This is a genomic window from Homoserinibacter sp. GY 40078 (genome assembly GCF_008017545.1).
Classification (GTDB): Bacteria; Actinomycetota; Actinomycetes; order Actinomycetales; family Microbacteriaceae; genus Homoserinibacter.
Window position 1 is genome coordinate 150,694 of the sequence record NZ_VRTZ01000002.1, and the last position, 23,836, is coordinate 174,529.

24 protein-coding genes are annotated in these 23,836 nt (G+C 70.5%); 6 read left to right on the forward strand and 18 right to left on the reverse strand.

Features of this window, described 5'->3' with window-relative positions; all coding sequences use genetic code 11:
- Positions 1–67 precede the first annotated feature (67 nt).
- Complete coding sequence (locus tag FVQ89_RS09430; RefSeq protein WP_147901714.1) at positions 68–3,250, forward strand: lamin tail domain-containing protein; 3,183 nt, start codon at positions 68–70, stop codon at positions 3,248–3,250.
- Positions 3,251–3,329: 79 nt separating this feature from the next.
- Here FVQ89_RS09430 and FVQ89_RS09435 read toward each other — a convergent pair whose 3' ends face one another.
- The 4 genes from FVQ89_RS09435 to FVQ89_RS09450 all read right to left on the reverse strand — a co-directional run bounded on the left by FVQ89_RS09435 (position 3,330) and on the right by FVQ89_RS09450 (position 5,846).
- Positions 3,330–3,854, reverse strand: a complete 525-nt coding sequence (locus FVQ89_RS09435; protein ID WP_147901715.1) for a hypothetical protein — start codon at positions 3,852–3,854, stop codon at positions 3,330–3,332.
- A gap of 60 nt (positions 3,855–3,914) precedes the next feature.
- Positions 3,915–4,547, reverse strand: a complete 633-nt coding sequence (locus FVQ89_RS09440) for a hypothetical protein (protein ID WP_147901716.1) — start codon at positions 4,545–4,547, stop codon at positions 3,915–3,917.
- 103 nt (positions 4,548–4,650) lie between these two features.
- Positions 4,651–5,070 carry a DUF1761 domain-containing protein gene (locus FVQ89_RS09445; protein WP_147901717.1) on the reverse strand — a complete coding sequence of 140 codons (420 nt, stop codon included), beginning with the start codon at positions 5,068–5,070 and terminating at the stop codon, positions 4,651–4,653.
- A 62-nt stretch (positions 5,071–5,132) separates the two neighbouring features.
- A complete protein-coding gene (locus tag FVQ89_RS09450) occupies positions 5,133–5,846 on the reverse strand; it encodes an NADPH-dependent F420 reductase (protein WP_147901718.1) in 714 nt (237 codons plus the stop codon).
- Between the two features lie 41 nt (positions 5,847–5,887).
- Here FVQ89_RS09450 and FVQ89_RS09455 point away from each other — a divergent pair, with 41 nt between their 5' ends.
- Positions 5,888–6,646 carry an AzlC family ABC transporter permease gene (locus tag FVQ89_RS09455; protein ID WP_147901719.1) on the forward strand — a complete coding sequence of 253 codons (759 nt, stop codon included), beginning with the start codon at positions 5,888–5,890 and terminating at the stop codon, positions 6,644–6,646.
- The gene (locus FVQ89_RS09460; protein ID WP_147901720.1) at positions 6,639–6,971 is read left to right on the forward strand and encodes an AzlD domain-containing protein; all 333 of its coding nucleotides are present in this window, start codon (positions 6,639–6,641) and stop codon (positions 6,969–6,971) included. Before FVQ89_RS09455 ends, FVQ89_RS09460 begins: the two co-directional genes overlap by 8 nt.
- Here the strand turns inward: FVQ89_RS09460 and FVQ89_RS09465 are convergent.
- From FVQ89_RS09465 to FVQ89_RS09515, 11 genes are all read right to left on the reverse strand, one after another.
- Entirely contained in the window at positions 6,968–7,906 is a 939-nt protein-coding gene (locus tag FVQ89_RS09465; RefSeq protein ID WP_147901721.1) for an NYN domain-containing protein, read from the reverse strand. The genes FVQ89_RS09460 and FVQ89_RS09465 overlap by 4 nt on opposite strands.
- Positions 7,907–7,935: 29 nt before the next feature.
- On the reverse strand, positions 7,936–8,895 hold the full coding sequence (locus FVQ89_RS09470) for a polysaccharide pyruvyl transferase family protein (RefSeq protein WP_222706079.1): 960 nt from the start codon (positions 8,893–8,895) through the stop codon (positions 7,936–7,938).
- Positions 8,892–9,875 (reverse strand): glycoside hydrolase family 16 protein, encoded by a 984-nt coding sequence (locus FVQ89_RS09475; protein WP_147901723.1) that lies wholly within the window; start codon positions 9,873–9,875, stop codon positions 8,892–8,894. Before FVQ89_RS09475 ends, FVQ89_RS09470 begins: the two co-directional genes overlap by 4 nt.
- Positions 9,872–11,122 carry a hypothetical protein gene (locus FVQ89_RS09480; protein WP_147901724.1) on the reverse strand — a complete coding sequence of 417 codons (1,251 nt, stop codon included), beginning with the start codon at positions 11,120–11,122 and terminating at the stop codon, positions 9,872–9,874. The genes FVQ89_RS09475 and FVQ89_RS09480 overlap by 4 nt, the downstream gene beginning before the upstream one ends.
- Positions 11,109–12,917 (reverse strand): hypothetical protein, encoded by a 1,809-nt coding sequence (locus tag FVQ89_RS09485; RefSeq protein WP_147901725.1) that lies wholly within the window; start codon positions 12,915–12,917, stop codon positions 11,109–11,111. The genes FVQ89_RS09480 and FVQ89_RS09485 overlap by 14 nt, the downstream gene beginning before the upstream one ends.
- Positions 12,914–13,270 carry a hypothetical protein gene (locus FVQ89_RS09490; RefSeq protein WP_147901726.1) on the reverse strand — a complete coding sequence of 119 codons (357 nt, stop codon included), beginning with the start codon at positions 13,268–13,270 and terminating at the stop codon, positions 12,914–12,916. Before FVQ89_RS09490 ends, FVQ89_RS09485 begins: the two co-directional genes overlap by 4 nt.
- Positions 13,267–14,538 carry a glycosyltransferase family 2 protein gene (locus tag FVQ89_RS09495; protein WP_222706080.1) on the reverse strand — a complete coding sequence of 424 codons (1,272 nt, stop codon included), beginning with the start codon at positions 14,536–14,538 and terminating at the stop codon, positions 13,267–13,269. Before FVQ89_RS09495 ends, FVQ89_RS09490 begins: the two co-directional genes overlap by 4 nt.
- Positions 14,535–15,812 (reverse strand): lipopolysaccharide biosynthesis protein, encoded by a 1,278-nt coding sequence (locus FVQ89_RS09500; protein WP_147901727.1) that lies wholly within the window; start codon positions 15,810–15,812, stop codon positions 14,535–14,537. Before FVQ89_RS09500 ends, FVQ89_RS09495 begins: the two co-directional genes overlap by 4 nt.
- Complete coding sequence (locus FVQ89_RS09505) at positions 15,809–16,750, reverse strand: glycosyltransferase family 2 protein (protein WP_147901728.1); 942 nt, start codon at positions 16,748–16,750, stop codon at positions 15,809–15,811. The genes FVQ89_RS09500 and FVQ89_RS09505 overlap by 4 nt, the downstream gene beginning before the upstream one ends.
- On the reverse strand, positions 16,747–17,538 hold the full coding sequence (locus tag FVQ89_RS09510) for a glycosyltransferase family 2 protein (protein WP_222706081.1): 792 nt from the start codon (positions 17,536–17,538) through the stop codon (positions 16,747–16,749). Before FVQ89_RS09510 ends, FVQ89_RS09505 begins: the two co-directional genes overlap by 4 nt.
- A 381-nt stretch (positions 17,539–17,919) precedes the next feature.
- Positions 17,920–19,041, reverse strand: coding sequence for a calcium:proton antiporter (locus tag FVQ89_RS09515; RefSeq protein WP_147901729.1), 1,122 nt, complete (start codon positions 19,039–19,041; stop codon positions 17,920–17,922).
- Between the two features lie 90 nt (positions 19,042–19,131).
- Here FVQ89_RS09515 and FVQ89_RS09520 point away from each other — a divergent pair, with 90 nt between their 5' ends.
- Together FVQ89_RS09520 and FVQ89_RS14445 are read left to right on the forward strand one after the other, a co-directional pair.
- Positions 19,132–19,464 carry a hypothetical protein gene (locus FVQ89_RS09520; protein WP_255513530.1) on the forward strand — a complete coding sequence of 111 codons (333 nt, stop codon included), beginning with the start codon at positions 19,132–19,134 and terminating at the stop codon, positions 19,462–19,464.
- Between the two features lie 29 nt (positions 19,465–19,493).
- Positions 19,494–19,667, forward strand: coding sequence for a hypothetical protein (locus FVQ89_RS14445; protein ID WP_187264987.1), 174 nt, complete (start codon positions 19,494–19,496; stop codon positions 19,665–19,667).
- A gap of 8 nt (positions 19,668–19,675) precedes the next feature.
- Here FVQ89_RS14445 and FVQ89_RS09525 read toward each other — a convergent pair whose 3' ends face one another.
- From FVQ89_RS09525 to FVQ89_RS09535, 3 genes are all read right to left on the reverse strand, one after another.
- Positions 19,676–20,902, reverse strand: coding sequence for an MFS transporter (locus tag FVQ89_RS09525; protein WP_147901730.1), 1,227 nt, complete (start codon positions 20,900–20,902; stop codon positions 19,676–19,678).
- A gap of 178 nt (positions 20,903–21,080) precedes the next feature.
- A complete protein-coding gene (locus tag FVQ89_RS09530) occupies positions 21,081–21,575 on the reverse strand; it encodes an FBP domain-containing protein (protein ID WP_147901731.1) in 495 nt (164 codons plus the stop codon).
- Between the two features lie 37 nt (positions 21,576–21,612).
- Positions 21,613–22,236, reverse strand: coding sequence for a TetR/AcrR family transcriptional regulator (locus tag FVQ89_RS09535; protein WP_147901732.1), 624 nt, complete (start codon positions 22,234–22,236; stop codon positions 21,613–21,615).
- A gap of 91 nt (positions 22,237–22,327) precedes the next feature.
- On the opposite strand from FVQ89_RS09535, the gene FVQ89_RS09540 reads away from it, so the two are divergent.
- Positions 22,328–23,833, forward strand: coding sequence for a methyltransferase (locus FVQ89_RS09540; RefSeq protein WP_255513531.1), 1,506 nt, complete (start codon positions 22,328–22,330; stop codon positions 23,831–23,833).
- Positions 23,834–23,836 lie beyond the last annotated feature (3 nt).

Sequence of the window (23,836 nt, forward strand, 5' to 3'; positions counted from 1 at the left end):
GCTACATCACCGCGCTGTTCGCCACCCCTCGTTCACCTCCGGGTCACCCGCACCAACCAGGCTTCGCATGTCCCCCATCGCGCCCCCGAAGGACCCCATGAACCGCCACGCCGCGTCCCGTATCCGCAACATCCGCACCCTCGTCGCAGCCGCCACCGCGACCCTGATCGCCGCATCCGGCGCCCTCGTCGCCACCCAGGCCGCCACCGCCGGCGCCCTCCCCACCGTCGTGATCAACGAGGTGGAGTCGAGCGGCGGGACCCCCGGCGACTGGGTCGAGCTGAAGAACGTGGGTGATGCCCCCGTCGACGTCTCGGGCTACATCGTGAAGGACGACAACGACACCCGTACCAAGGCGATCCCCGCCAATACGACAATCGCGGCGGGCGGGTACTACACGATCGACGTCGAAGACGGCACCGACGGCTTCGGGCTCGGCGGCGCCGACAAGGCGCGCCTCTTCCTGCCCGACGGCACAACCCTTGTCGACGGCACCAGCTGGACGGCCCACGCCGCCACCACGTGGGGCCGCTGCCCCGACGGCACCGGCGACTTCGCCGAGACCGCCGCATCCACCAAGGACGCCGCGAACGCGTGCGCCGAGCCGGTCGACCCGGCCGACGTGCTCGTGATCAACGAGGTCGAGTCCTCGGGCGGCGACCCCGCCGACTGGATCGAGCTCTACAACACGGGCGACGAGGCGGTCGACGCGGGCGGCCTGATCCTGAAAGACAACGACGACACCCACGCGTTCACCATCCCCACGCCCACCACCGTTGCGGCCGGCGGCTACGCGGTGATCGTGGTCGACGACAGCAGCGGCCAGGCATTCGGGCTCGGCGGCGCCGACTCCGCACGCCTCTTCGACACCGACGGCACCACCCTCGTCGACAGCACCAGCTGGACGGCCCACGCCACCACCACGTGGGGCCGTTGCCCCAACGGGACAGGCGATTTCAGCGTGACCGAGAGCTCCACGAAGGGCGTCGCGAACGATTGCGGCGCAACCGACCCCGCGCCCGCCACCCCGCACATCGTCATCAACGAGGTGGAGTCCTCCGGCGGCACTCCCGGCGACTGGGTGGAGCTGAAGAACCTCGACGAGACGAACTCGGCCGACCTCACGGGATGGCGCATCCGCGACAACGACACCGGCCACACCGCGAACCCGTTCCCGACCGGCACCACCATCGAATCCGGCGGCTACCTCGTGATCGAGGAGGCCTTCCTCGGATTCGGGCTCGGCTCAGGCGACTCCGCCACCCTCTTCAAGGCCGACGGCACCACCGTCGCCGACACCACCACGTGGCCCGGCCACGCGAGCGTCACCTGGGCGCGCTGCCCCGACGGCACCGGTGACTTCCGCGACTCCACCGCCTCGACCAAGGGCACTGCGAACGACTGCACCGCTCCGATCCGCATCAACGAGGTCGAGTCCTCGGGCGGCGACCCGGGCGACTGGGTCGAACTCGTCAACACGAGCGCCACAGCCCAGGATGTCGGCGGCATGATCCTGAAGGACAACGACGACACCCACGCCCTCGCGATCCCGACCGGCACGACCATCGCCGCGGGGGAGTACCTCGCGATCGACGTCGACGTGACCGGCGGATTCGGGCTCGGTGGCGCCGACAGCGCGCGGCTCTTCGCGGCCGACGGCACCACCCTCATCGACAGCTACAGCTGGACCGCCCACGCCTCCACCACCTACGGGCGTTGCCCTGATGGCACGGGCGACTTCGCCACCACCCTCGAGCCCACCAAGGGGGCGGCGAACCGCTGCGAAGGCATCGTGCCGGTCGAAACCTGGCCCGGCGGCACGAACATGACCGCCGTCCCCACCGACGTCACCTTCGGCGGCGACCTCTCCGGCCTCGACTACGAGACCCCGCTCGTGGGTGGCGACGTCATCTGGGCCGTCAACAACGGCACCGGAGTCTTGTCGAAGCTCACCCCCTCCACCTCCAACCCCACCCACTGGAACGGGGCATCCGGATGGGGCCAGGGCAAGCGCCTGCGCTATGCCGACGGCACCGGCACCCCGGATGCCGAGGGCGTCACCGTCTCGGGCACCGGATCCGGGGCGGGCGTGTTCGTCGCCACCGAGCGCAACAACGACGCATCCGGCACCAGCCGTCCCTCGATCCTGCGCTTCGACGTGAGCGGTAGCGGTTCGGAGCTGCTCGCCACCAACGAGTGGAACCTGGCGTCGGACCTCGCCACCGACGTGCCCACGATCGCCCCGAACTCCGGGCTCGAGGGCATCACCTGGATTCCGGATGCCGTGCTCACCGAGCGCGGGTTCGTCGACGAGTCGACCGGTTCGGCCTACGACCCTGCCGACTACCCGAACCACGGCACCGGCATCTTCGTGGTCGCCCTCGAGGCCACCGGCGACGCCTACGCGTACGTGCTCGACCTCACCGGATCCACCGCCCACCGCGTCGCGACGATCGAGACGCCCGGCGCGATGGAGCTCGCGTACGACCCTGAGGTCGAGCTGCTGTGGGCCGTCTGTGATGAGGCCTGCGAAGGGCGCACCGCCACCCTCCAGATCGGCGAGACCGGTGCATACGAGGTGACCCACCGCTACGCGCGCCCCGCAGAGGCCGCCAACTACGCGAACGAGGGTTTCACGCTCGCTCCGCAGTCCGCCTGCACCGACGGCCTGAAGCCGGTGTACTACGGCGACGACGCGGACACCGACGGCGTTTCACTGCGCGTCGGCACGATCGAGTGCACCGAGAGCGAGCCGACCGACCCGGGCACGGATCCGACCGACCCGGGCACGGATCCGACGGACCCGACGGACCCGACGGAACCCGTAAACGGCGGCGAGACGGATGCGCCGGACGAGAGCGACCTCACCCCCGGTACCGAGAACCTCATCACCGGCCCGGCGACGGCCGTCCAGGGCGGCACCGTGACGGTGCAGATCAGCATCGAGCTCGCGGGAGAACAGGTCGAGGGATGGATCTTCTCCACCCCGACGTACCTCGGCCAGCGCACGGTGAACGCGGCGGGAAGCGTGACCTTCACGATCCCGGCGTCGCTTCCCGCGGGAGCACACCGGCTCGCGGTTCTCGACGCGGACGGCGAGTTGATCGGCTGGTTCGCGCTCACCGTTGCACCTTCGGAGCTCGGCGCGACCGGAGCGGATGCGTGGGGCGGCGTCGCCCTCGCGGTGCTGCTCCTCGCGGCGGGCGCAGGCTTCGTGGGGGCACGGGGCCTGCGGCGTCGAGTGGCCTGAGCCACCCCACGCCCAAGAGAGCGTCGCCACCCCGGACGGGCCGGGGTGGCGACGCTCTTCGATTCAGGTGTTCAGCGGATCAGCAGTCGTCCTTCGTGAACTCCAGCTCGTACACGTCGTCCGTGCCTTCGACCTCGTAGGTGTACTTCACCGCGATGTCGAGGTCGAGCAGCTTCTCTGTCTCCGGAGTGGAGCACAGGGCAGGCTGCACGACGCTCCGCAGCAGATCCTCGGTCACAAGCGTCGGATCCACACCGGTGAGGGTGTAGTGGTAGGCGATTGCGCTCTCCTCGGCGACGATGTCGGTGAGGATCGTGACCTCATCCACCTGTGCGGGGAGATCGTAGGAGTTGCGGGCCTCTTCGACGTTCTGCTCGATCAGCGCCTGCTTGGTCGGGCCCGCAAGCGCGGTGACGACTGCCCAGGTACCCACGCCGATCCCCACGAGCACGAACACCCCGACCGCGACGAGCACGGTGATGAGCGTGGCGCGGCTCTTGCGCGGGGCGACGGGCGGCGCGTAGGTGCCGGGCGCGGCTGCATCGGCGGGTGAGGCCCCTTCAGCCGGGGCGGGGGTGGGCTGTTCGTTGGACGGGTCGGTCATGTGTTCTCCTCGTGGTGATTCCGCGGTGGTGATGCTGCTGTGGTGGTCAGGTGTCGGGCGTCAGCAGTCGGCGCCCGTGAAGACCCGCTCGTACACGGTGTCGGAGCCCTCGAACTTGATGGTGTACTGCACGCCGATGTCGCTGGCGAACAGCGTCTGCGAGTCCGTGTCGGCGCAGACCGAGGGAACCATGCTCGCGGTGAGGGTTTCCTCGTCGATCAGCGACGGGTCGATGCCCGAGATGACGAAGACGAAGTGGACGGCGTCTTCCTCGGCGAGGATCTCGGTGAGAGTGGTGTTCTCGTCGATCTGGGCAGGCAGCTCGACCTGTGCCTTCGCGATCTCGACACCGCTGGCGATGATGTCCTGCTTGGAGGGCGTGGCTTCCGCCTCGGGCGTCTCGGCCGGCTCCTCGCTGACCGTCTCGACCGGGGTGGGCTCCGCCTGGGCGACGACATTGGTGAGCGCGCTCACTCCGGCCCACGTGGCGACTCCGATCCCGCCGAGCACGATCACGCCCACTGCCACGAGGGCGATGATGAGCGGCGTCCGGCTCTTCCGGGGTGCGGGTGCCGCCGGGGTCGCCGACGCATCCTCCGGTGTTGCCGGTGTTGCCGCCGCCGCGGGGGCCTCTGCCGGCGTTGCGTCCGTCGGGTCGGCGGGCGTGGTGTTCTCGTCGGATGACTCGGCCATCCGTCCTCCTGATCTCGTGGTGGTGTGATTGCCGGATGGCCTTCAATCGCGAGTGTACTTCAGGAATAGAGGACGGGAATCCACCGTCCGGCGACACTTCAGCTCAGGCGGGCCAGACGCCGATGATCACCGCCATCACGACCACCGTCACGAGTTCATGGGCGCAGTTGAGCACGGTCAGGCCGGTGGTGCGCCGATCGAACTGGTCGTGCGTGATGAACCGCGCCGCCGTGAATCCCGCCCAGAGGATCACGGCGGTCAGCACCGAGTTCCAGAAGAAGCTCCCGCCGTAGAACGAGTACGAGATGAACGCCGCGCCGGCGAGCACCCACGCCGTGATGAAACTCACGATCAGGGTCACGATGATCGGTCGGACCGCCGAGCCCATCTCCGATTCGACGATTCCCGCCTCGCGCATCCAGTACCGCCCGAACACCTTCGGGGTGTACCAGACGGAACCCACGATCATGCTCGAGAGCGTTGCGAGCACGACGGCGATGTAGTTGATCTCCGGGACGGTCATGGCGGTTTCTCCTTCATCGGAGGCGGAGCGGATGCCCCGATGCTAGCCCCGTCGGGCGTACCTCAGGCGGCGTCCTCCGGGCGCACGCGGAATCCCTTCGCGAGGTTCTCGCGCAGCTCGTCCGCATCCTGTCGCACGACGTACGCCGGGCGGTCGCGTTCCACCCGCCACGACTCGGCGAGGGGTCCCGCCGACACCGTGTCGAACCCGATGCGGTCGTAGAGCTCGGTGACCAGCTGGACTGCCTCGGGGAAGTCGGATGCCGTCGCGAGCGCCCGGCGGCCGGGGGTTCCCGCGGGCGAGCCGGTGGTCGTGATGTCGGCCGCCATGATGTGGTTGAACGCCTTCGCCACCTTCGCGCCGGGCAGGTGCCGCTGGAGCAGCCCGCTCACGGTCTCCTCGCCGCGATCGAGCTCGGCGATGTGGCCGTCGCGCTCCCAGTAGTAGTTGTTGGTGTCGAGGACCACCTTGCCGACGAGCGGCGCCGCCGGGATGTCGCGGTAGGCGCGCAGCGGCACGGTCACGATCACCACGTCGCCCGCCTCCGCTGCCTCGGCCGCCGTCACGGCGCGAGCGAGAGGGCCCAGTTCGTCGATGAGCCCACCGAGCGTCTCAGGTCCCCGGGAGTTGGCGATGACGACGTGCTCCCCGAGGCCGGTGAGGGCCCGGGCGAGCTGCGATCCGATGTGGCCTGCGCCGATGATTCCGTAAGTGGTCATGTGGGGGTCAACTCGGCGGAGCTCGACACGATTCCCTGAGGGCCACCGGTTTCGCATCGGCAGGGGTGCGCGTCGGGGGAAGGTGACAGAGTGTGCGGATGACCGACCTGCCCACTCCACGCGATCGCACGCGGTCCGCGGTGCTGCAGGGTGCGCGCGACAGCGGGCTCGTGATCCTCGCGTACATCCCGTTCGGGATCGCCCTGGGCGCGACTCTCGCCACGAGTGGCGTGGATCCGTGGCTCGTGGTCTCGTCGTCGGTGCTGATCTTCGCGGGGGCGTCGCAGCTGGCAGGTATCCAACTGCTCGGTGCGGGGGCGGGTATCGCGCTCGTCGTGCTCACGGTCGCCGTCGTGAATGCCCGACATCTGCTCTACAGCGCGTCGCTTCAGCCGCACCTCGCCGAGTGGCCGAGGGGCCTCCGGCTGCTCGGTGCCTTTCTGCTCGCCGACCCCGTGTACGCGCTCGCTGCGGCGCGCTTCGAGCGCCCGGGAGGCGCGGGTTCCCGCCACGAGCAGTACGGCTACTACTTCGCGGCAGGCATCACGTGCCTCATCGGGTGGACGGGCCTGACCGCGGCGGGCGTGTTCGTGGGCTCTCTCGTACCCGACTCGGTGCCGCTCGGGCTCGCCGTGCCGCTGACCTTCCTACTTCTGCTGCTTCCGCTCGTGAAGGACTCGGCGGGCGCCGTCGCGGCCGTGGTCGGCGGGATCGCGGCCCTCCTGGCGAGCGGACTGCCGCTCGGCCTCGCGACGCTCGTGGGTGCCGCGGTCGGCCTCGTCGCGGGCGGCGTGGTGATACGGGCGTCGGGCACCCCAGCGAACTCGAATCCGGATCCGGAGGCGAGCGATGCTTGACGCGATCGCGATCCTCCTCGGCGGGGTGGTGACCTACATCACCCGGGCGATCTTCCTCGTCTCGCGACGGGTGCGTCCGCCTCGTGCTGTGAAGCGCTACCTGCCGCTCGTCGGCCCGGCGGTGCTCGGGGCCATCGCGGTGCCGGGGCTGCTCGCCCCCGGTGGGGAGATCTCGCTGGCGACGACCGTGCCCGCGGTGCTGGCGGGTGCCGCCGCGTGGGGAGCGTGGCGCCTGGCGCGCCGGCAGATGGTGGTGGGCCTCGTCGCCGGACTCGGGGTCTGGTGGGCGTCGCTCTGGCTGTTCCACACCCTCGGGTGGGGCTAGGCCGTCTGCTTCTTCTTCTGGGGACGCAGGCGCAGGTAGCGCTGCTGGCCGTCCTCGCGCAGCTCGACCTGCCCCGAGCGCTTCTTCACGAACTCCGTGAAGTTCGCGTGGCCGAGGCTCTTCTCCGAGAACTCGGGGTTGAGACGCTTCATCTGGCTCTTCACGACGCCCGCGAGCGCCCACCCGTCGTCGTCTTTCGTGACGAGCCCGAGCGCCTTGATGAGCAGCTTCGACGCCCCCGGTCCGCCGATCCGCTGGCCCGGTTGGGCGACCGCGGTGGCCGCGTCGGGTGCGGTGGCCGCGGGCGCGGCATCGGGCGCATCGTCGGCGACGAGCACGTCGACGAGGGCGTCATCGCTCGTGGCGCGCTCCTCGGCATCCTCTTCATCGGCGGCGATGTCGTCGTAGTAGGCGAAGTCGTCGCACGCGGCGATGAGAGCCTGGCTCGTGCCTCCCCGCACGCCGACGCCGACGACCACTCGGCCGAGTCGCTTGCTGCGCTGGGCGAGGGGGATGTAGTCGGAGTCGCCCGCGACGATCATCACGTGCGTGATGTCGGGGAGGCGGAAGAGGTCTTCGAGAACGTCGACCGACAGGCGGATGTCGGCGCCGTTCTTCGTTCCGGATGCGGGGAACATCTGCGTGAGGTCGATCGCGCGGTCCACGAGCTGCCCTCGGTAGGAGGCGTTGGCGGGCACGGACCAGTCGGCGTAGGCGCGTGAGACCGCGACCGTGCCGAACTTCGACGCGTAGTCGAGCAGCGAGGTGACGTCGATGCGGGCGGCGTCGAGCTTCTCGGCCACCGCCTTCCGCGCGTCGCGTGCGTTGTCCTTGCGCCAGGCGCCGGATCCGTGGATCTGGTCGTAGCGCGAGATGACGATGTTGTCGAAGTCGATATAGACCGCGACGCGTTCGGCGTCCACCGAGTCGGGCATCCGGACCTCCCTGAGGTTCGCCCTCGACCCTACCGCCGGTGCCCCCGCGAGAGTCGCGTCGCGGTGTTGAGCGCGGTGGGGAAGTCGTCGGCGAACTCGAGACGAATGTCGAGGCCGCCGAACCAGGTGTCGGCGTACGCCGAGAGCTTGCCGGTGGTGTTGTCGATCGCCACGACGTTGCGCCCCATCTGGAGGCCGAGCAGCATCCCGTGCAGGCGATCGGTCACGATCGTCTCGCCGAGGGAGAGCATCATGACGCCATGACTCAGTCGCCGCCGCGCGCGTTCGAGCCATCTGACGTTCTCTTGGTGGAACAGCGGCTTCAGCATCGGCAGCTGGCGGGAGCGTCTGCTCCACCATGCGAAGCGCCGCAGGTCGTGCGGGTCGGTCAGCCAGTCGACGGCGAACAGCGGCGGCAGCGCAGCGGATTCGCCGTCGGTCCGCGCGAGCACGAGCACGTCTTGCACGGGCTCGGGGGCGCTGATCGCGCCGAGCAGGTGGACCGCGTCGGGCACGAGGATCGGGTCGACCTCGTCGGCGACGGCCACCGCCGAGGCCTCGTCGCGGACCGCGAGCCGCAAGTGCTCCCGCCCCGCCATCCGATCCCGGAAGGCGTACCGCGCCTTGTCGTCCACGAAGTGCACGGACTGCGGCTCTTGGATCAGAAGCGTGTCGGGCTCGAGACGTTCCGCCATCCTGTAGCGATGCTCGGAGATCGAGCGGTAGGTGCCGCCGAGGCTGCCGCCGCCGTTCAACGCGACCGGGACGGATGACGAGTACACCCGCCGGGGGAGCACCTGCTCACTGAAGGTCTCGTGCACCTGGATTCCGGATCGCTCCCAGTAGGCCGCCTGGCCGAGCGCGATGGCCGAGTCGCCGACGTTCGCGTAGTCGGGGAAGTCGGTGAACACGAGCTCGTCGACGCCGTCGTGCAGGCGGTCGAACGCCGACTCGGTTCGAGTCCGCATGAGCGTGGCATAGCTGCTCACTCCGAGCTCCAGCCCCACCACCACGGCCCCCACGGCGGACGGATGCGGGTGGGCGGCGGGGTCGAGGCGGGGACCGTCGCGGTCGGGCTGGGGCTGGGCGTGGGGCTCGGCTGGGTCGGAGCTTGTGGCGACGATTCCGAGGGCCACAGGCGGATCCAGTCGATCAGCATCGTCGACACGGCGGGCGTTGTGGCATCCGGATTCCCCGGCCAGTTGCCGCCGATGGCGAGCGAGAACAGCACATGGAAGTCCTGCTCGAACACCCAGGTCGCACCCTTCGGCAGCTCGTCCTTCGAGACGGTCAGCACCGTTCGCCCATCGATCTGGATGCGCAGCAACCCGGGGGACTTGTCGAGCGTGTAGACGTGGAAGTCGTCGGCGAGGGGAAGGTCGTGCGCGACGGTCGAGTTCACCGCTGCGCGGCCGTCGGAGTCGGCGGCCGGCATGTGCACGTGGTGGGCGCTCGTCGAGGTGGTGTTCGGGGTCTCGACGACATCGATCTCGCCCGCCGCGGGCCATCCGACCTCGTCGAGGTCGTCGCCCAGCAGCCAGAAGGCCGGCAACAGCCCCTGGCCCTCGGGCAGCTGGATGCGCGCTTCGAGTCGGCCGTAGCGGAACGATCCCTTGCCCTGCGTGGTGATGCGGCCGGAGGTGGGGCCACCGGTCGCCGGGTCGTCGAGCCGGGCCGTGATCGCCAGGTGCCCCTTGCCGTCCAGTCGGACGGACTCGGAGGTGTAGGTCTGCAGCTCTGCGTTGCCCCATCCGCCGCCGCCGGTCTGCGCGGACCAGATCCACGGATCCGGTCGATCGCCGGCGTTCCCCTCGAATTCGTCCGACCAGATCAGGTCGGGGGTGGGGCTCGGGTCGGGTGTCGGCTCTGCCGCGCTGGCGACGGCGCCCACCGCTGCGCACCCGGTGGTGATCGTCGCGACGGCTGCCGCGAGACCACCCGCGAGGAGGCGTCGCGCCTGCGCGTTCATCGCGTCTCCGCGAGCGGTGCCGTCGCGGGAGCGAGCGCACTCAGGGGGTCGTCGGCCACGAGCGCGAGGGCGGCGGTGAGGGCGCGCCGAGGTATCCGGGCCTCATCGAAGGCGGTTGTCAGGTGGAGGACGCCGTTCGAGAGGAGGGTGATCAGCGTGATCGCGCCGGCGGTTCCCGGGTCGACGTAGACGACGAGTCTCTGCTCGGCAGGGGGTGCGCTCCACGGCAGCTGCTCGATCGCCCGGACACGCCCGATGCTCGTCACGATCAGTCGGGTACCTGTGGCGACCTCCGAGGCCCCGGTGCGCGTCCGGCGGGGGGTGAGCATGCCGAGCGCGAACCCGGCGAGGGGGCGGCCGTTCGCGAGATCGGTACGGAGCCCGGCGGAGGCGCTCTCCGGGTCGGTGCCTGCGAGTGGGACACCCGTCACGAAGTTGCTCGAGACACGGGCGCCCGCGGGGAGGTATCGGCGGAGATCCACGAGAACGGTGGGCGGCGGGACGAGCCTCACCCCCGCCCGCGCTGCGACCGCGCGACCCAGCTCGACGTCGGCGACCGTGGGAAGGGCGCCCGCGTCGCGCGCCCACCGGCGCACCTCCGCGTAGGCGCGCGCTCCGAGTCGAGCGGTCGCGGCGGCGGCGACAGGAGGCCCCGCCGGAGGTGACGGCGTGCCATCCGCCGCGGGGTTCGCCGCCGTCGCCGCCCTGTCGAACTTGCTCGCGATCACGCGTCGCGCCGTGCCGGGATGCCGGAGGAATGTGGTGCGCAGCGCCGCGACCACCGGCCGTCGCGTGTCGGTCGAGCGCAACATGTCGGGGGCCTCTGCCCCCATCGCGACCGCGACGAGCACTCCGGCGATCTGCGCCGTCACGACGCCGTCGAAGAGGCGGTGGTCACCGACCTGCACGAGTGTGTCGTCGGAGATGAGGAACGTGAGGGGGCGATCGGCGGCATGCCTTCTCACGTCGGCGACGATCAGGTCGATGTCGGCGTCCGGATCATCGAGGGGTCGGATGGTGTCTTCGCACCGTGCGCGAATCTCGTCATCGCGCGGAGACGACCAGCCCGAGCCGCCATCGCGGAGGATCACACGCCGCTCCGGATCGGCCCGCGCGATGCGTTCCAGGGCGTCGACGAGCGCGGCGCGCGACGGGACCTGCAGCGGACGGAACGCCAGCACCATCGCGGTGCCGGTCATCGCGTCGTCCCGACGGGCCCGAGGGATCAGCCGCTCAGTCATCGTCACCGAGCTCCAGCTCGAAGAACGTGAGTGTCGGAGTCTCCTCGGCAAGACGCCAGTGCGGGTTCTCGCGCAACTGCTCCTCGTATCGGTCGATCGATCCGGGCGGGAACATCCCGTAGTAGTCGCTGTAGATCTTCATCTGATCCGTGATGAACACGACGGCCGGCTGGTCGGCGGCAACCAGGTCGTCGGTCATCTTCGTGACCTTCTCGTCGGAACGGAAGTCATAGCCGAGCCAGCCGTACCAGTTGTTGACCCCGTAGTCGAAGGCACCGTTGATGGTCGCGAACTCGGTGTACCGGGCGACCGTCCGCCCCGGCGCTCCGGGTGCGAGCCCGATCATGAGCGTGTGCGGATCGGCGGTGAGCAGGATCTCGGTTGCGCCCACATACGAGTCCTTGCTCACGCGATTCGCGAACCAGCCGCCGAAGTTCGCCTCGGCGCTCGCGAGCGCTGTCACCGAGAGCGCGATGACCGCTGCCGTCTGTGCGATCCAGCCGAATCGCCGGCTGGGACCGAGCCGCCGACGGGCGCGGACGCGTCCGCCGATTCCGGATTGCAAGGCACGCGTGAGGAGCGGCGCGAGGATCAGCGCGCATCCGACGATCGAGTAGAGCATCACGCGGAAGATCGCCTCGCCCCCGTAGCTCTGCCCGGCGAGCAGCGCGAACGACGCGAAGGCGAGCGCGCCGAGCGCGAGCATGCGGCGTCTGGTCCGCTTCTGCCGGATGACCGAGACGATCCAGACGGCCGCCGTCCCCACCCACAGTGCGGCGGTCGTGGCCCGCCCGGCGAGCGAGGAGAGCGCGTGTCCGGGGCTTCCGGCGCCCTCGACATTCGTGTTCGCGTTGCTCAGCACGTCGAACTGCAGGAGCGAGCCGTAGCGCGCGACGATGTCGTAGTTGAGCGCCAGGTAGCCGACGACGACCGCAACGAAGAGCACGACGATCCATCTCGGGCGCACCCAGCGGAGCACGGCGAACGCCGCGACGATCGCCACCAGCCAGTACGGCGTCAACTGGTGGCTGACGGTGATGGCGGCGAAGATCGCGAGCGCGATCCATGAGGCAGCGGGCGAGCGCCGAGAGCGCCCGAGCAGGGCCAGCACGGCGACCCCGAGCAGCAGCGCCACCGCTTGCGGGGAGAAGTAGTCCTGGGCGACCCAGTTCACGAGATGACCGACGAACGCGGCGACGAGCGATGCCTCCCGAGAGAGTCCGAAGCAGCGCGCGCACACGTAGATCGCCCCCGTGAGGGCGACCTGGAAGAGCGGCGTGAACCAGTGCGCCACGTCGACCGTCTCGACGCCGGTGAGGTCGTTGATCCAGGCGACGCCGGCGAAGACACCCGGCCAGGAGTGGTAGATGTCCACGCCATGGGCGACCGTGCCGAAGGTCTGGATGTAGTCGACCACTCCGAAGTGCTTGTACGTCCACGAGTACAGGGGCAGATCGGTCGCGAGGGCGAGTGGCAGGCGCATCACGAGCACCGACGAGCCGAGAGCGACCCATGCGGCCCCGCGTGCGTGTGCCGCGATCGCTGCGGCGAAGGCCAGCGGCCCGAGCACGATCGCGATGACATACGCGAGAGGCGCCGCAGCGAGCAGCCCGTACGGATGGTAGGCCGCATCGTGCAGGTCGGGCATCGTCACGAGCGTGATCCCGAGAGCGACGAGAGAGATTGTGAGCGATGAGGCCGAGCCGAGTCGCTGCCGCTGGACCGTGCGCGCGTATACGAGCGGCTGCTCGCCGCGTTCGATCGCCGGAGGGGCACCCACGAGCGAGTCCATGGTGGTCATGTGCGCACGCTCCGCATCCATCGCGCGCCGGCGACCGCGAGACGGGCGGCGCTCGCGGTCACTGTGGGCGCGGCGATCGCGAGCAGCCCGAGCTGCGGGTCCCAGATGGCGAGTTCGGCCATGACGGTCGCTGCGAGCAGCCACACCGAGATTCCGATTGCGGGCACGACGAGCCACACGGCAGGGGAGGGGATCGGCACCCACGAGGCCAGCGCGCATCCGGGACCGAGCAGGATGAACGCCACGAGCAGCATCCCCACCGCCCACCCGGGCAGGGGGCCGGCGGCGAAGACTCCGGCGATCCCTGCGGCGAGTCCGAGGGTCGGCGGGATCACGGGATCGCTGCGGCTCATGCGGCGCTCCCTCGCGGGCGGGCGAGGTGCTCGCGCAGGTAGGCCGGGGGGCCGGAGAGCACGCTGCGCAGCTCTGTCCGTGCGATCCCCGGATACGCGGGAGCGGGCGCGTCGCCGCGGTCGACCGTCGTCATCGGCTTGCGGATCAGCCGCCCGACGGCGGCGGGTGCCCGGCGCATCGCGGGTGCGAGTGTGCGGGGATCGAGCGCCACCTTCGTGAGCCAGGCGCCGAGGCCGCGGCCGTATCCCACGGCCTGAGCGCGGAGCGCATCCACATCGGACCGGTGCCGATGCCAGATGACGGCAGAGGGCTCGACCACGAGAGCATGCCCGGCGAGCAGCACGCGCACGAACATGTCGATGTCTTCCCCACCCTTCGTCCGGGTGCCGACTCCGAGCCGCCGATCGAACCCGCCGAGTTCGATCGCGACGTCTCGACGCAGGGCGAAGTTGGCGCCGGTGCCGAACTCGCCGACGCAGAACGGGAACATCGGCAGTTCGGCGGGTGGCGTCGCCGTGCGATACACGGCACGGCGGGTGGTCTTGGACCAGTTGACTCGAGCGTCGAAGTAGCGCTGCACGTCGTTGCGCAACTCGCCGCTCGGCACGAGACCGCTCACGCACCCCACGCCCGGGTCGGCGAAAGCCGTGCGGATCCATCGCAGCCAGAGCGGATCGGCGAGCACGTCATCGTCGGTGAACGCGATGATGCCGTGACGTGCTGCCCGAATGCCGCTGTTGCGCGCTGTGGCGAGACCGGGGATCGGCTCCTCCACCAGCCGAATCCGAGGATCGTCGATCTCGTCGACGACGGCACGGGTCGCGTCGGTCGCCGAGGCGTTGTCCACCACGATGATCTCGAACGCCCCGTCCTGCAGCGCGCGCAGTGAGGCCAGTGCGGTGCGGAGGTGATCGGGTCTGTCGCGCGTGCAGACGACGACGCTGATCGGCTCGGGCGGTCCATCGTCTCCGCGCGGCGATGACTCAACGGGCGCGCTGCCCAACTCCGCAACGGCAGACACGAGCTCCGCGGCCGACGCGGCGCCGCCCACGAGGTCGACGCCCGCGTAGCCGCGCACGACGGTGCCGGTTCGCACCAGCAGGCGTGCGCGACGGTGTCCGATCGCGCCGTCGAATGAGACGAGCGCCGCGCCCGGAAGCGTCTCGAGCAGTTCGGTGTCGAGCGCGCCGACCCAGATGGCGCCCGGATCGGGTTGTCCGGATGGGGGCATGGCGCGGGGGATCCGCAGCACGGCCGTCGAGGTCATGCGGCCTCCGATCCGGTGCGCTCCAGGTGCAAGCCGACGGCTCCCGCGGCGCACGACACGAAGGATGCGGCGAGCACCCCGACGGCCGCCCCCACCGACCCCCACGTGGGGACGAGCCAGAACGAGACGGCCACCACCACGGCGGCCGTGACCGCGTTCCATCCGGCGACTCGTCCTACGAGACGCCGCGCCCGCAGGAGAGCGGTCCAGATCGTGTAGCCGCTGCGCAGCACGCACGCCACGACGAGCAGCACGATCGTCGCGATGCCCGCACGGGCGTCGTACGCGGGCCCCAGCAACGCGAAGACGACGGGAGCTGCGGCGGACGCGGCGAGAGCACCGAGCGCCACCACCCCCACGAGTCGCACCCATACTCCGAAGCCCGCGCCGTGCCCGCTGGCATCAGTCGCCGCCCGTCGGGCGAGCGCCGTGGCCACGCTGACCGCGACGAGGTCGAGGGCGGTGCCGAGCGGGAACGCGATCGAGAACACGGCGCCCTGTTCCGGCCCGGCGAGCGCGGTCACGAGGAACGCGAGCGAGAGGTTCACGCCGAGCACCGTGCCGATGGCGAGGGTGTCGCGTGTCACGTAGCTGCCGTATCCGATGGGATGCGGCGGCAGCTCGATCGGTGCCCGCCCGTTCACGGCGCGTGGCAGCAGCCAGACTCCGACGACGATCGTGGCGAGGATCGCTGGACCGAACGATGCGACGAGCACCACATGGGGCACCGAGAGCGCGAATGCGCCCACCACCACGACGACGCCGAGCTTCGCAGCGGTCACGGGGGCGGTCACGGCGACCGTGAGCGGTGCGCGGTCGAGCCCGGCGAGCGCTTGTCCTTGGATCGTGAAGATCGACCAGCCGACGCACAACGCGGCGATCGCCACCACGACCACCCCGAACGGTGCATCCGGCACGATGAAGCGGTGCGCGAGGAGGCCCGCGACGATGCCGAGAGCACCCGCGAGCCCTGCCGTGACGAGGTAGGACCGTCTCAGTACCTGGGACCGGTCGGTTCCGGCGAGCATGACGACGAGCGCCGTGCCGACCCCGCTCGAGGCGACCGCAGAGGCCGCCGTGATGATCGAGACGAGAGCCGCGTCGTGGCCGAGCTCCGCAGGGGTCAGGAGGCGCGCCGCCACGATCCAGAAGACGAACCCGAGCGCGGCGTTCAGGGCGTACCCGCCGAAGAGCCACAACGACTCCCGGGCGATCCCGGAGCCCGCGCGGCTCGTCGCGGGTGCTGCTGCAGGGGCGACCGCGGGTGTCGTCACGGCGTCACCGCCAGGGCCGGGCGGATGCGCGGGGCAGGGGTTGCGCGCCCGTAGAGGTAGCCGACCGCTGCCGCCGCAGTGCTCGTCGTGATCGCGAACGCTCCGACGAGACCTCCGCGATGCGGCCGGAGCAGCTCCCGGCCCACGGCCCGGGGCAGCACGCGCCGCACGTAGGCGCTCTCGGTGCTCAGCGCACTCGCCGGGCCGAGTCGGCGTCCGAGCGCTGCTTTCGAGACGCCTTCGCCGAAGCTGCGTGCGACCAGGTAGCGCATGCGCGTGCGGGGCAGCGTGACCGTGTGGTGGACGACGGCGTCGGGTGTGAAGGCGATGCGCGCACCCGGGCGCAGGCGAGTCAGGCGGATGCACGCGTCGGTCTCCTCCGCGCCCACCGGCACGGTGCCGACGCGCCCGAGGCTCTCGTCGAATCCGCCGACCGCGCGGAGCTCACGCGCCCGGAACGCCATGTTGCAGCCCATGACGTTGCGAACGTCCCGGCCTTCCGGCTGGCCGCGGAAGCTGCATCCGACGATCCACCACAGCTCCGAGGGCAGCGAGGCGGGGCGGACGCCCGGCCATACGGGCTCGGCCCGCCCACCGGTCGCGACCACGGAGGGCTCCGCGAAGGGCTCGACGAGCGCCTCGAGCCAGCCGTCGGCTCCCGCCGCGTCGTCGTCGAGGAAGGCGACGATCTCGTCCTCGACGAGGTCCAACGCGGTGTTGCGAGCGCCCGAGAGTCCCTGCCGGTGTGTGTTCTGCACCACCTGATGCGCGGGCCAGGTGTGCCGGGCGCGCGCATAGAGTTCGGGGTTGTGATCGATCACGATCAGCACACGCGAGGCCACGTCTCCATCGCCCGCTGAGGCGACCGCCTCGCAGAGACGCTCCCAACGGTCCTCGGTGTAGGCGCAGATCACGACCGTGATGCTGCGCATGGTCATGCCGCCGATTCGAGCGAGTCCGGGCCGAGGTCCGCGACCAGGTGCCCTCGTTGTGGCACCCGAGACGCGCGGCGGCGCTCGTCCCACACCGTCCGCAGCACGCGCAGTCCGTCACGCACGGCATTGAGGTTGCTCACGCCGTGGATCCGTTCCCGCTCGATGCTCGGCACCTCGCGCACCCGCAGCCCGAGGGTCGCGAAGCGGCAGTTCAGCACCGTTTCGATCTCGAACCCGTCTCCCCAGCGCTGTGGGCCGGGCACCGTGGGATCGGGGAGGTCGAGAGCCTCGACGTGCTGGCGCCAGAAGGCGTTGTAGCCGTAGCAGAGGTCGCTGTAGCGGGTGCCGAGCAAGACGTTCGTCAGAGTGTTGAGGAACGCGTTGCCCGCGCGACGGAAGCGGGTGATGTCGGCGCTCCCACCGCCCGGCGTGAACCGGCTGCCTTTGGCGACGTCAGCTCCGAGCACGAGCGTGCGCACGAAGTCGGGGATCTCGGCCGGATCGGCTGAGCCGTCGGCGTCGAACATCACGACGATGTCGCCGGTGGCTTCGGCGAAGCCCGCGGCGAGAGCGTTGCCCTTGCCGCGCCGCACCTGGCGGATCACGCGGATCCCCGGGAGCGTGCGTCGTGCGACCTCGATGGTGTCGTCGACCGAGTGGCCGTCGACGAGGATCACCTCGTGGACGGGGGGCAGGTCGGGCAGGACGACCTCGAGGTTGCGAGCCTCGTTGCGAGCAGGGATGACGATGGTGACTCGGGGGGTGTCCGAGCCGTAGGCGTAGAGGTTCACGCGTGCTCCTGTCGGGGGGTGTACAGAAGTTCCGGGTGAGCGGTAGGGCGCCGCTCCGCGTGGTGCTGGTGGTTCCGGGGTTCGGGTAGGGCTGGTGGTTCGGGTGGTTCGGGTTCGGTGGTTCCGGATGCGGCGGTTCGGGAGCCCGTTGCGTCCGTACGTCGATGGTCCCGACCCTATGTAACACCTGAGTTACGACACGGAGAATGTCCCGTAACGCATCGGGGCACGCCGAGCGCGCCCCGCGCCTAGGCTGTGCACGTGAAGCAGTGCGTGTGCGGCCATCCTGAGGAGGCGCATCAGCACTACCGACCGGGCAGCGATTGCGGCATCTGCGGCGCAGCGGTCTGCCCCCGGTTCCGGCCCGCCGGCTGAGTTCCGCTACGGCGACGCCGAGAGGAACAGGAACGACGCGAACAGCACCAGATGTGTCGTGCCCTGCAGGCGCGTCGCGCGTCCGGGGACGACCGTCAGGGTCGCGACGGCGCCGGTGAGGAGCAGCAGCACGATCTGCACCGGGCCGAGCCCGAGCGTGAGCGGCGTCGGCAGCCAGATCGATGCGACGGCGAGCGACGGGATCGTCAGACCGATCGTGGCCATCGCCGATCCGATCCCGAGGTTGAGCGACGTCTGCAGGCGGTTGCGTGCCGCCGCCTTCGTTGCGGCGAGCCCCTCCGGCAGCAGCACGACGAGCGCCACGATCACACCGACGAACGACTCGGGGATCCCGACGGCGTCCACGCCATCCTCGATCGCGGGCGACATCGCCTTCGCGAGCCCCACGACCGCCACGAGCGAGGCGAGGAGCAGGCCGAGGCTCGCGAGTGTGGCCCGCGCCGAGGGGGGATCGGAGTGGTCGTCTTCATCGATGACCTCGCCCGACTTGCCGACCGGGAGGAAGAAGTCCCGATGGCGCCCCGTCTGCAGCAGCACGAACGCCCCGTAGAGCACGATCGCCGCGGTCGCCACGAATGCCAGCTGGAGCGGGGTGAATCGCGCCCCCGGCTCGGAGATGGTGAACGAGGGCACGACGAGGGTGAGCGTGGTGAGTGTCATCACGACGGCCAGCCCGGATCCGGCGCCCTCCGGATTGAAGCGGGGCATGTTGTGCTTGAGCGACCCCACGAGGATCGAGAGCCCGACGATTCCGTTGATCGTGATCATCACCGCGGCGAAGGCCGTGTCACGGGCGAGGGTCGACGCCTCGGTGGAGGGCTTGCTCAACATGAGCGTGATGATGAGGGCGACCTCGATGACCGTCACCGAGACCGCGAGCACGAGAGATCCGTAGGGCTCACCCACGCGGTGGGCGATCACCTCGGCGTGATGGACGGCGGCGAGCACGACGCCGATCAGCACCGCACCCACCACGAGGTAGAGCGGCCCGGGGAGTTCGCGTTCCCAGCTCAGGACGAGTGCGACGAGGCCGAGCAACGGCAGCGCCCACACCCAGGCACCGGCGATTCGGCGGACGGTCAGGGTCGTCGATGCCGCGCGATTCATATGTCCATTGTTCCAGGCGTGCTCGCGCGACGCCCCGAAGCCGCGGGATGGGCTCTCGACAGCCGATCCCGTGACGCGTACCGTCGCACCATGGCGCAGAGCACAAGCCCCGACATCACCGAGACGCTTGCGGCGGGCGTGCCCGATCGAAGCGTGCGACTCGCGTACGGCGAGAAGCAGTCCGTCGACGGTACCGAGATCATCCCGGTCGCCCTCGTCACCTACGGTTTCGGAGGAGGCCAGGACATGGCCGAGCTCGGTACCGGTGGCGGCGGTGGCGGCGTGGCCGTGCCGGTCGGGGCGTACATCGGTGGGCCCGACGGCCTGCGATTCCGCCCCAACACGATCGCCCTGCTGGCGGTCGCGATCCCCGTCATCGGGGTGATCGGATGGTCGATCGCACGGATCGTGAAGGCGGCCTGATCCGTCCGGCGCACCGGTAAGGTGGGCGCATGAAGGTCGCCGTCTTCCTGTTCTCGCTCGTGCTCTTCGTGGGCTCGTTCCTGATGTTCGCGTACGCGGGCACGGTCGGTGGGATCGGTGCGGGGGCTATGTTCCTCGGCGGCATCCTCCTCGTGAGCGCGGCATTTGCCATCCCATTCCACCTGCTCGAGAAGTTCGACTGACCGCGATCTCAGCCGCGCCTGCGCCGCCCCGCGAGCGGCAGGTTGATCGCCGCTGAGACGAACGACGCTCCCGCCGCCGCGACCAGCGCGATCTGCATCGTCGTGACGTCGGCCAAGGGCAGCAGCACGAAGGACGAGACACCTGCTGCGACCGTCGTGACGGCGAGGAATGCGGCTGCGGCATCGCCGATCTCATCGGGCCGCACCGTGTGCTGCACCGCCGCCCGATCTGCCGCGTGAGCGACGCCGAGCGCCAGAAGCGCGAGGATCATCCCCGCGATGACGCCCTCGACCTGTGTCATGAACGACAGCCCCAGCACCACGAGCCCGAGCGCGCCGCGACCGATCGCCGCGGTTGCTGCGAAGCCGATCCGAGGGCCGAGCACGGCCACGAACGACGTGCCCAGCCCATGCAGCACCCAGCCCACGGCGGCCGCCGGGCCGAAGACGGCGGCACCGGCACCGTGCCCGCCGGTCAGCTCGACGAGCTGGGCGGGGATGAGGGTCCCGGTCGCCACGAGCGCTGCGGCGCCCACCGCCTGCGACAGGAGCACCCACCGAAGGGTCGGCGTGGTGAGCGCGAGGTGGATGCTGAGGTGGATCGAGGTGCGGATCCTGTGCGTGGACGGGGAGCTGATGCGAGGCACCGCTCGCGAGGGAGAGGGGATGAGCAGCGCGACCGCGACCAGATGCACGGCCGTCAGCGCCGCGGCGGAGAGGGCGGGGAGCACGAGCGCGCTCCAGCCGGGCACGGGATCCCAGGTCGCGAGAAGTCCGCAGACCAGCACGCCGAACGCGACTGACGTGCCGATCGTGCCGCCCGCGCGCGCGATCGCGTCGCCGAATGATGCCAGTGGTGCGCGGGCCCGGAGCGCATCGACGTACCAGGCCTCGAGGACGCCGATGTCCAGGCCGCGCGAGACGCCGACCGCGACGACCGCGATCGAGAGCTGTGTCGGGTCGCGCGCGACCGCCAGCGTCGTGGTCGCGACCAGCGCCAGTGCTGCGGCGGCGAGCAGCACGCTGCGGTTTCCGAGGGTCGTCGCGATGCCGGTGATCGGCAGTTGGAAGACCAGCGCCAGGAGGCACCCGGCCGCGATGAGGGTTCCCAATTGGCTGAGGCTGAGGCCCCGGTCGAGCGGCACGAAGGTGACGAGCCCGAAGGTCATGCCGACCGGCGTCCATCGGGTCGTCGTGAGGATCAGCAGGCGCGTCTCTGCGCCCTGGGGCGTCACTTTGACCCCGCTAGGAGACCCCCACCGGGTTCGTCGCCGGATGCGGTCACGCTAGGGTTTCGCGCCACGGGACACGGCATTGCTTCTCGGGTGCAGCACGTCATCGCCATCGGCAGTCTGACACGCGGTGATCCGTGCGACGGCAATTGATCACGCGCGTCGCTCACCTTTTGCGGTGTCAGTTGCGGGGGGCCAGCACCTTCGCGGTGAACGCCTCGAGACGGCGGAGGAGCGAGGCGGCGCGTTCGACCACGACCGCTTCGGGGTTCGGGTCCCACGGGCTGCCATGCGGGGCCATGCGGATGAGGGTCGAGCATCCGAGGTCGGAGCAGATGTAGGTGCCCACGCTGTCGCCCGCGTCTCCGGCGTCTCCGGCACGTTGCGCGCTGAAGAGGCGAACCTGGCCGGCGGGCTGCGAGGTCTGGCAGAGCGAACACATGGCGGCTCCTCCGGGGAGCCGGTTCGCCGCGGCGCGCAGCACGATGCCGATGGGGCCGTCGTCGGCATGGAAGACGATGTATCCGCGGTGGGCGGTCGAGCCGTCGCGCCAGCCCAGGAACTCCCGCTCGTCCCAGAGCATCTCGTGGAGCCCCGGCAGCGGGATCCGCTCCGGATCGATGCTGCCGGCGTTCACGAACGAGCTGCGGATCTCGGAGGCGGTGAGCGGTCGCATGACCCCGCCAGGTTAACCGAATCCCCGGGGTGAGCGCTCAGATGCCGCGGATCGCCATCTCGACGACCCGGCGGCCGACCGCGGTCGCCATGTCGGGGTCGAGCCCGCGCAGCGGACCCTCGAGCACGAGCATCGCGAAGCCGTGCACGGCAGACCAGGCGAGCATCTCGGCTGCCGGGCGGCGCTCGGCGGGCAGAGCACCGGATGCGGTCAGCTCGTCGAGCACACCCGCGAGCAGCCCGAAGGGGGTGCCGCCGCCGGGGCCCGACCGCTCGGGCGAGAACGCCCGATCGAGGTCGGTGGGCACGCTGAAGGCGGTGCGGAAGAGCCCGGGCTCGTCGCGCGCGAAGCGCAGGTATCCGATCCCCACCGCACGCAGGCGCGCTTCCGCGCGCTCGATCCCCGGCGCCGACGGGACCGCGGCGAGCTCCGCCTCGATCGCGGCGGCGGCAAGGCTCTGAGAGGAGTCGCTCACGGCGGCCACGAGGTCGGCGCGGTCGGCGAAGTGCCGGTAGGCGGCATTGGGCGAGACCCCGGCGCGGCGCGTCGCCTCGCGGAGCACGACCGCATCCGGGCCGCCCTCGCGGGCCAGTGCGATGCCCGCCTCGACGAGAGCCTGGCGGAGATCACCGTGACGATAGGTCGCGCGTTCGGCGCTCATGGCCTGGTGACCTCCCGGGAGGTTCGGCGGACGACGGGCGTGGACAGTGTACACATCCGCTCGGCGCATCCGGAGAATGTTGAATAGCGGGATGGACCCCGCTCGCGTCGCCGCTCTGCGCGACGATCTCGCCGCCGCAGCTTTCCATGTCGAGACGCTCACCGCCCTCTGGGGTGCGGAGGCCGACGCCGCCCTCCGTCGCGGAAACCGGGTGCAGGCGTCGCGGGCGCTCGGCGGATCGTCATCCCCGGCGGCGGTACTGGCGCGCCTCTTCGTGCTGGGTCATGAGGTCCGAGACGCGGAGCTGGACCGCGCCCTGCCGTCGGTCGGGGTATCCGGTGCCCGCGAGCTCGGCCTCGTGAACCTCGAGGGCGCCCGAGTACAGCCGCGAGCCGATCTGCGGCCGTATTCGTTCGTCGACGCGGAGGGCGCAGGGGAGTGGTGGATCGCCTCCGATCCGGGTGAGCTGGTGACGGGTGGCGCGCTTCCGGTCGATCACGTGCTGGGCGTCGGGGGCGCATCGGCCACTCTCGCGGGCCTGCAGTTCTCGGACCTCGTCGACCGAGCGCTCGACCTCGGCACCGGATGCGGCATCCAGGCGCTGCACGCCCGCCGATTCGCACGCACTGTCGTGGCGACCGACATCTCCGAGCGTGCCCTCCGCTACGCGCAGCTGAACGCCCTGCTCAACGGAATCGACGGCATCGAGTTCCGTCACGGCGACCTCTTCGAGCCCGTCGAGGGGGAGCGCTTCGATCGGATCGTGTCGAACCCGCCCTTCGTGATCACGCCCCGCACCGAGGGCGTGCCCGCCTACGAGTACCGCGACGGCGGACGCGAGGGCGATGCACTCGTCGCTGCCGTCGTCGCGGGCGTCGCACGGCACCTCGCTCCCGGCGGTACCGCGCAGCTGCTCGGCAACTGGGAGTACCGCGCAGACGAGGACGGGCTCGCGCGGGCCGGCGCCTGGGCTCGGGAAGCCGGACTCGAGCACTGGATCGTGGAGCGCGAACGGCTCGATCCCGCGCTCTACGCCGAGACCTGGATCCGCGATGGCGGCACCCGCCCCGGCACTCCCGAATTCGAGCGGATGTGCGGGCTCTGGCTCGACGACTTCGCCCGACGCGGCGTGCTCGGGGTCGGCTTCGGGTATCTCGTGCTGCGGCGCCCGGTCGGCGAACCGGTGCTCCAACGCGCGGAGCGTCAGTCGGCTCCGCTCGACGAGTCGACCGGTTCGGGCGCCCACCTGCAGGCCGCGCTCGCCGCGATCGACATCGTCGCTCCGCTCGACGACGACGCCCTCCTCGCGATGCGGATGCAGGTGGCCGGAGATGTGACCGAGGAGCGCAGCCACTGGCCGGGCGACGCCGACCCCTCGGTGATCGTGCTGCGGCAGGGCGGGGGGCTGCGTCGTGAGCTGCGAGTCGACTCCGCCCTCGCCGCCATCATCGGCGCCTGCGACGGCGAGCTCTCGCTCGGCGTCATCATCCAGGCGGTCGCCGATCTGCTCGACGCCGACCCGCTCGCGCTGCGTGCGGCCGTCGTTCCCGAGGTGCGCGAGCTCGTCGCAGACGGCATGCTCGCGCCTCGCGTATAGGTG

Bases quoted from the DNA above. Each gene is read 5' to 3' on its own strand.
- FVQ89_RS09440 (WP_147901716.1), bottom strand. From the start codon at position 4,547: ATGGCCGAGTCATCCGACGAGAACACCACGCCCGCCGACCCGACGGAC.
- FVQ89_RS09495 (WP_222706080.1), bottom strand. From the start codon at position 14,538: ATGACCTCGACGGCCGTGCTGCGGATCCCCCGCGCCATGCCCCCATCC.
- FVQ89_RS09490 (WP_147901726.1), bottom strand. From the start codon at position 13,270: ATGAGCCGCAGCGATCCCGTGATCCCGCCGACCCTCGGACTCGCCGCA.
- FVQ89_RS09460 (WP_147901720.1), top strand. From the start codon at position 6,639: ATGCTTGACGCGATCGCGATCCTCCTCGGCGGGGTGGTGACCTACATC.
- FVQ89_RS09445 (WP_147901717.1), bottom strand. From the start codon at position 5,070: ATGACCGTCCCGGAGATCAACTACATCGCCGTCGTGCTCGCAACGCTC.
- FVQ89_RS09450 (WP_147901718.1), bottom strand. From the start codon at position 5,846: ATGCGAAACCGGTGGCCCTCAGGGAATCGTGTCGAGCTCCGCCGAGTT.
- FVQ89_RS09540 (WP_255513531.1), top strand. From the start codon at position 22,328: ATGGACCCCGCTCGCGTCGCCGCTCTGCGCGACGATCTCGCCGCCGCA.
- FVQ89_RS09485 (WP_147901725.1), bottom strand. From the start codon at position 12,917: ATGACCACCATGGACTCGCTCGTGGGTGCCCCTCCGGCGATCGAACGC.
- FVQ89_RS09475 (WP_147901723.1), bottom strand. From the start codon at position 9,875: ATGAACGCGCAGGCGCGACGCCTCCTCGCGGGTGGTCTCGCGGCAGCC.
- FVQ89_RS09465 (WP_147901721.1), bottom strand. From the start codon at position 7,906: ATGCCCGACTCGGTGGACGCCGAACGCGTCGCGGTCTATATCGACTTC.
- FVQ89_RS09435 (WP_147901715.1), bottom strand. From the start codon at position 3,854: ATGACCGACCCGTCCAACGAACAGCCCACCCCCGCCCCGGCTGAAGGG.
- FVQ89_RS09535 (WP_147901732.1), bottom strand. From the start codon at position 22,236: ATGAGCGCCGAACGCGCGACCTATCGTCACGGTGATCTCCGCCAGGCT.
- FVQ89_RS14445 (WP_187264987.1), top strand. From the start codon at position 19,494: ATGAAGGTCGCCGTCTTCCTGTTCTCGCTCGTGCTCTTCGTGGGCTCG.
- FVQ89_RS09505 (WP_147901728.1), bottom strand. From the start codon at position 16,750: ATGACCATGCGCAGCATCACGGTCGTGATCTGCGCCTACACCGAGGAC.
- FVQ89_RS09430 (WP_147901714.1), top strand. From the start codon at position 68: ATGTCCCCCATCGCGCCCCCGAAGGACCCCATGAACCGCCACGCCGCG.
- FVQ89_RS09515 (WP_147901729.1), bottom strand. From the start codon at position 19,041: ATGAATCGCGCGGCATCGACGACCCTGACCGTCCGCCGAATCGCCGGT.
- FVQ89_RS09520 (WP_255513530.1), top strand. From the start codon at position 19,132: ATGGCGCAGAGCACAAGCCCCGACATCACCGAGACGCTTGCGGCGGGC.
- FVQ89_RS09530 (WP_147901731.1), bottom strand. From the start codon at position 21,575: ATGCGACCGCTCACCGCCTCCGAGATCCGCAGCTCGTTCGTGAACGCC.
- FVQ89_RS09455 (WP_147901719.1), top strand. From the start codon at position 5,888: ATGACCGACCTGCCCACTCCACGCGATCGCACGCGGTCCGCGGTGCTG.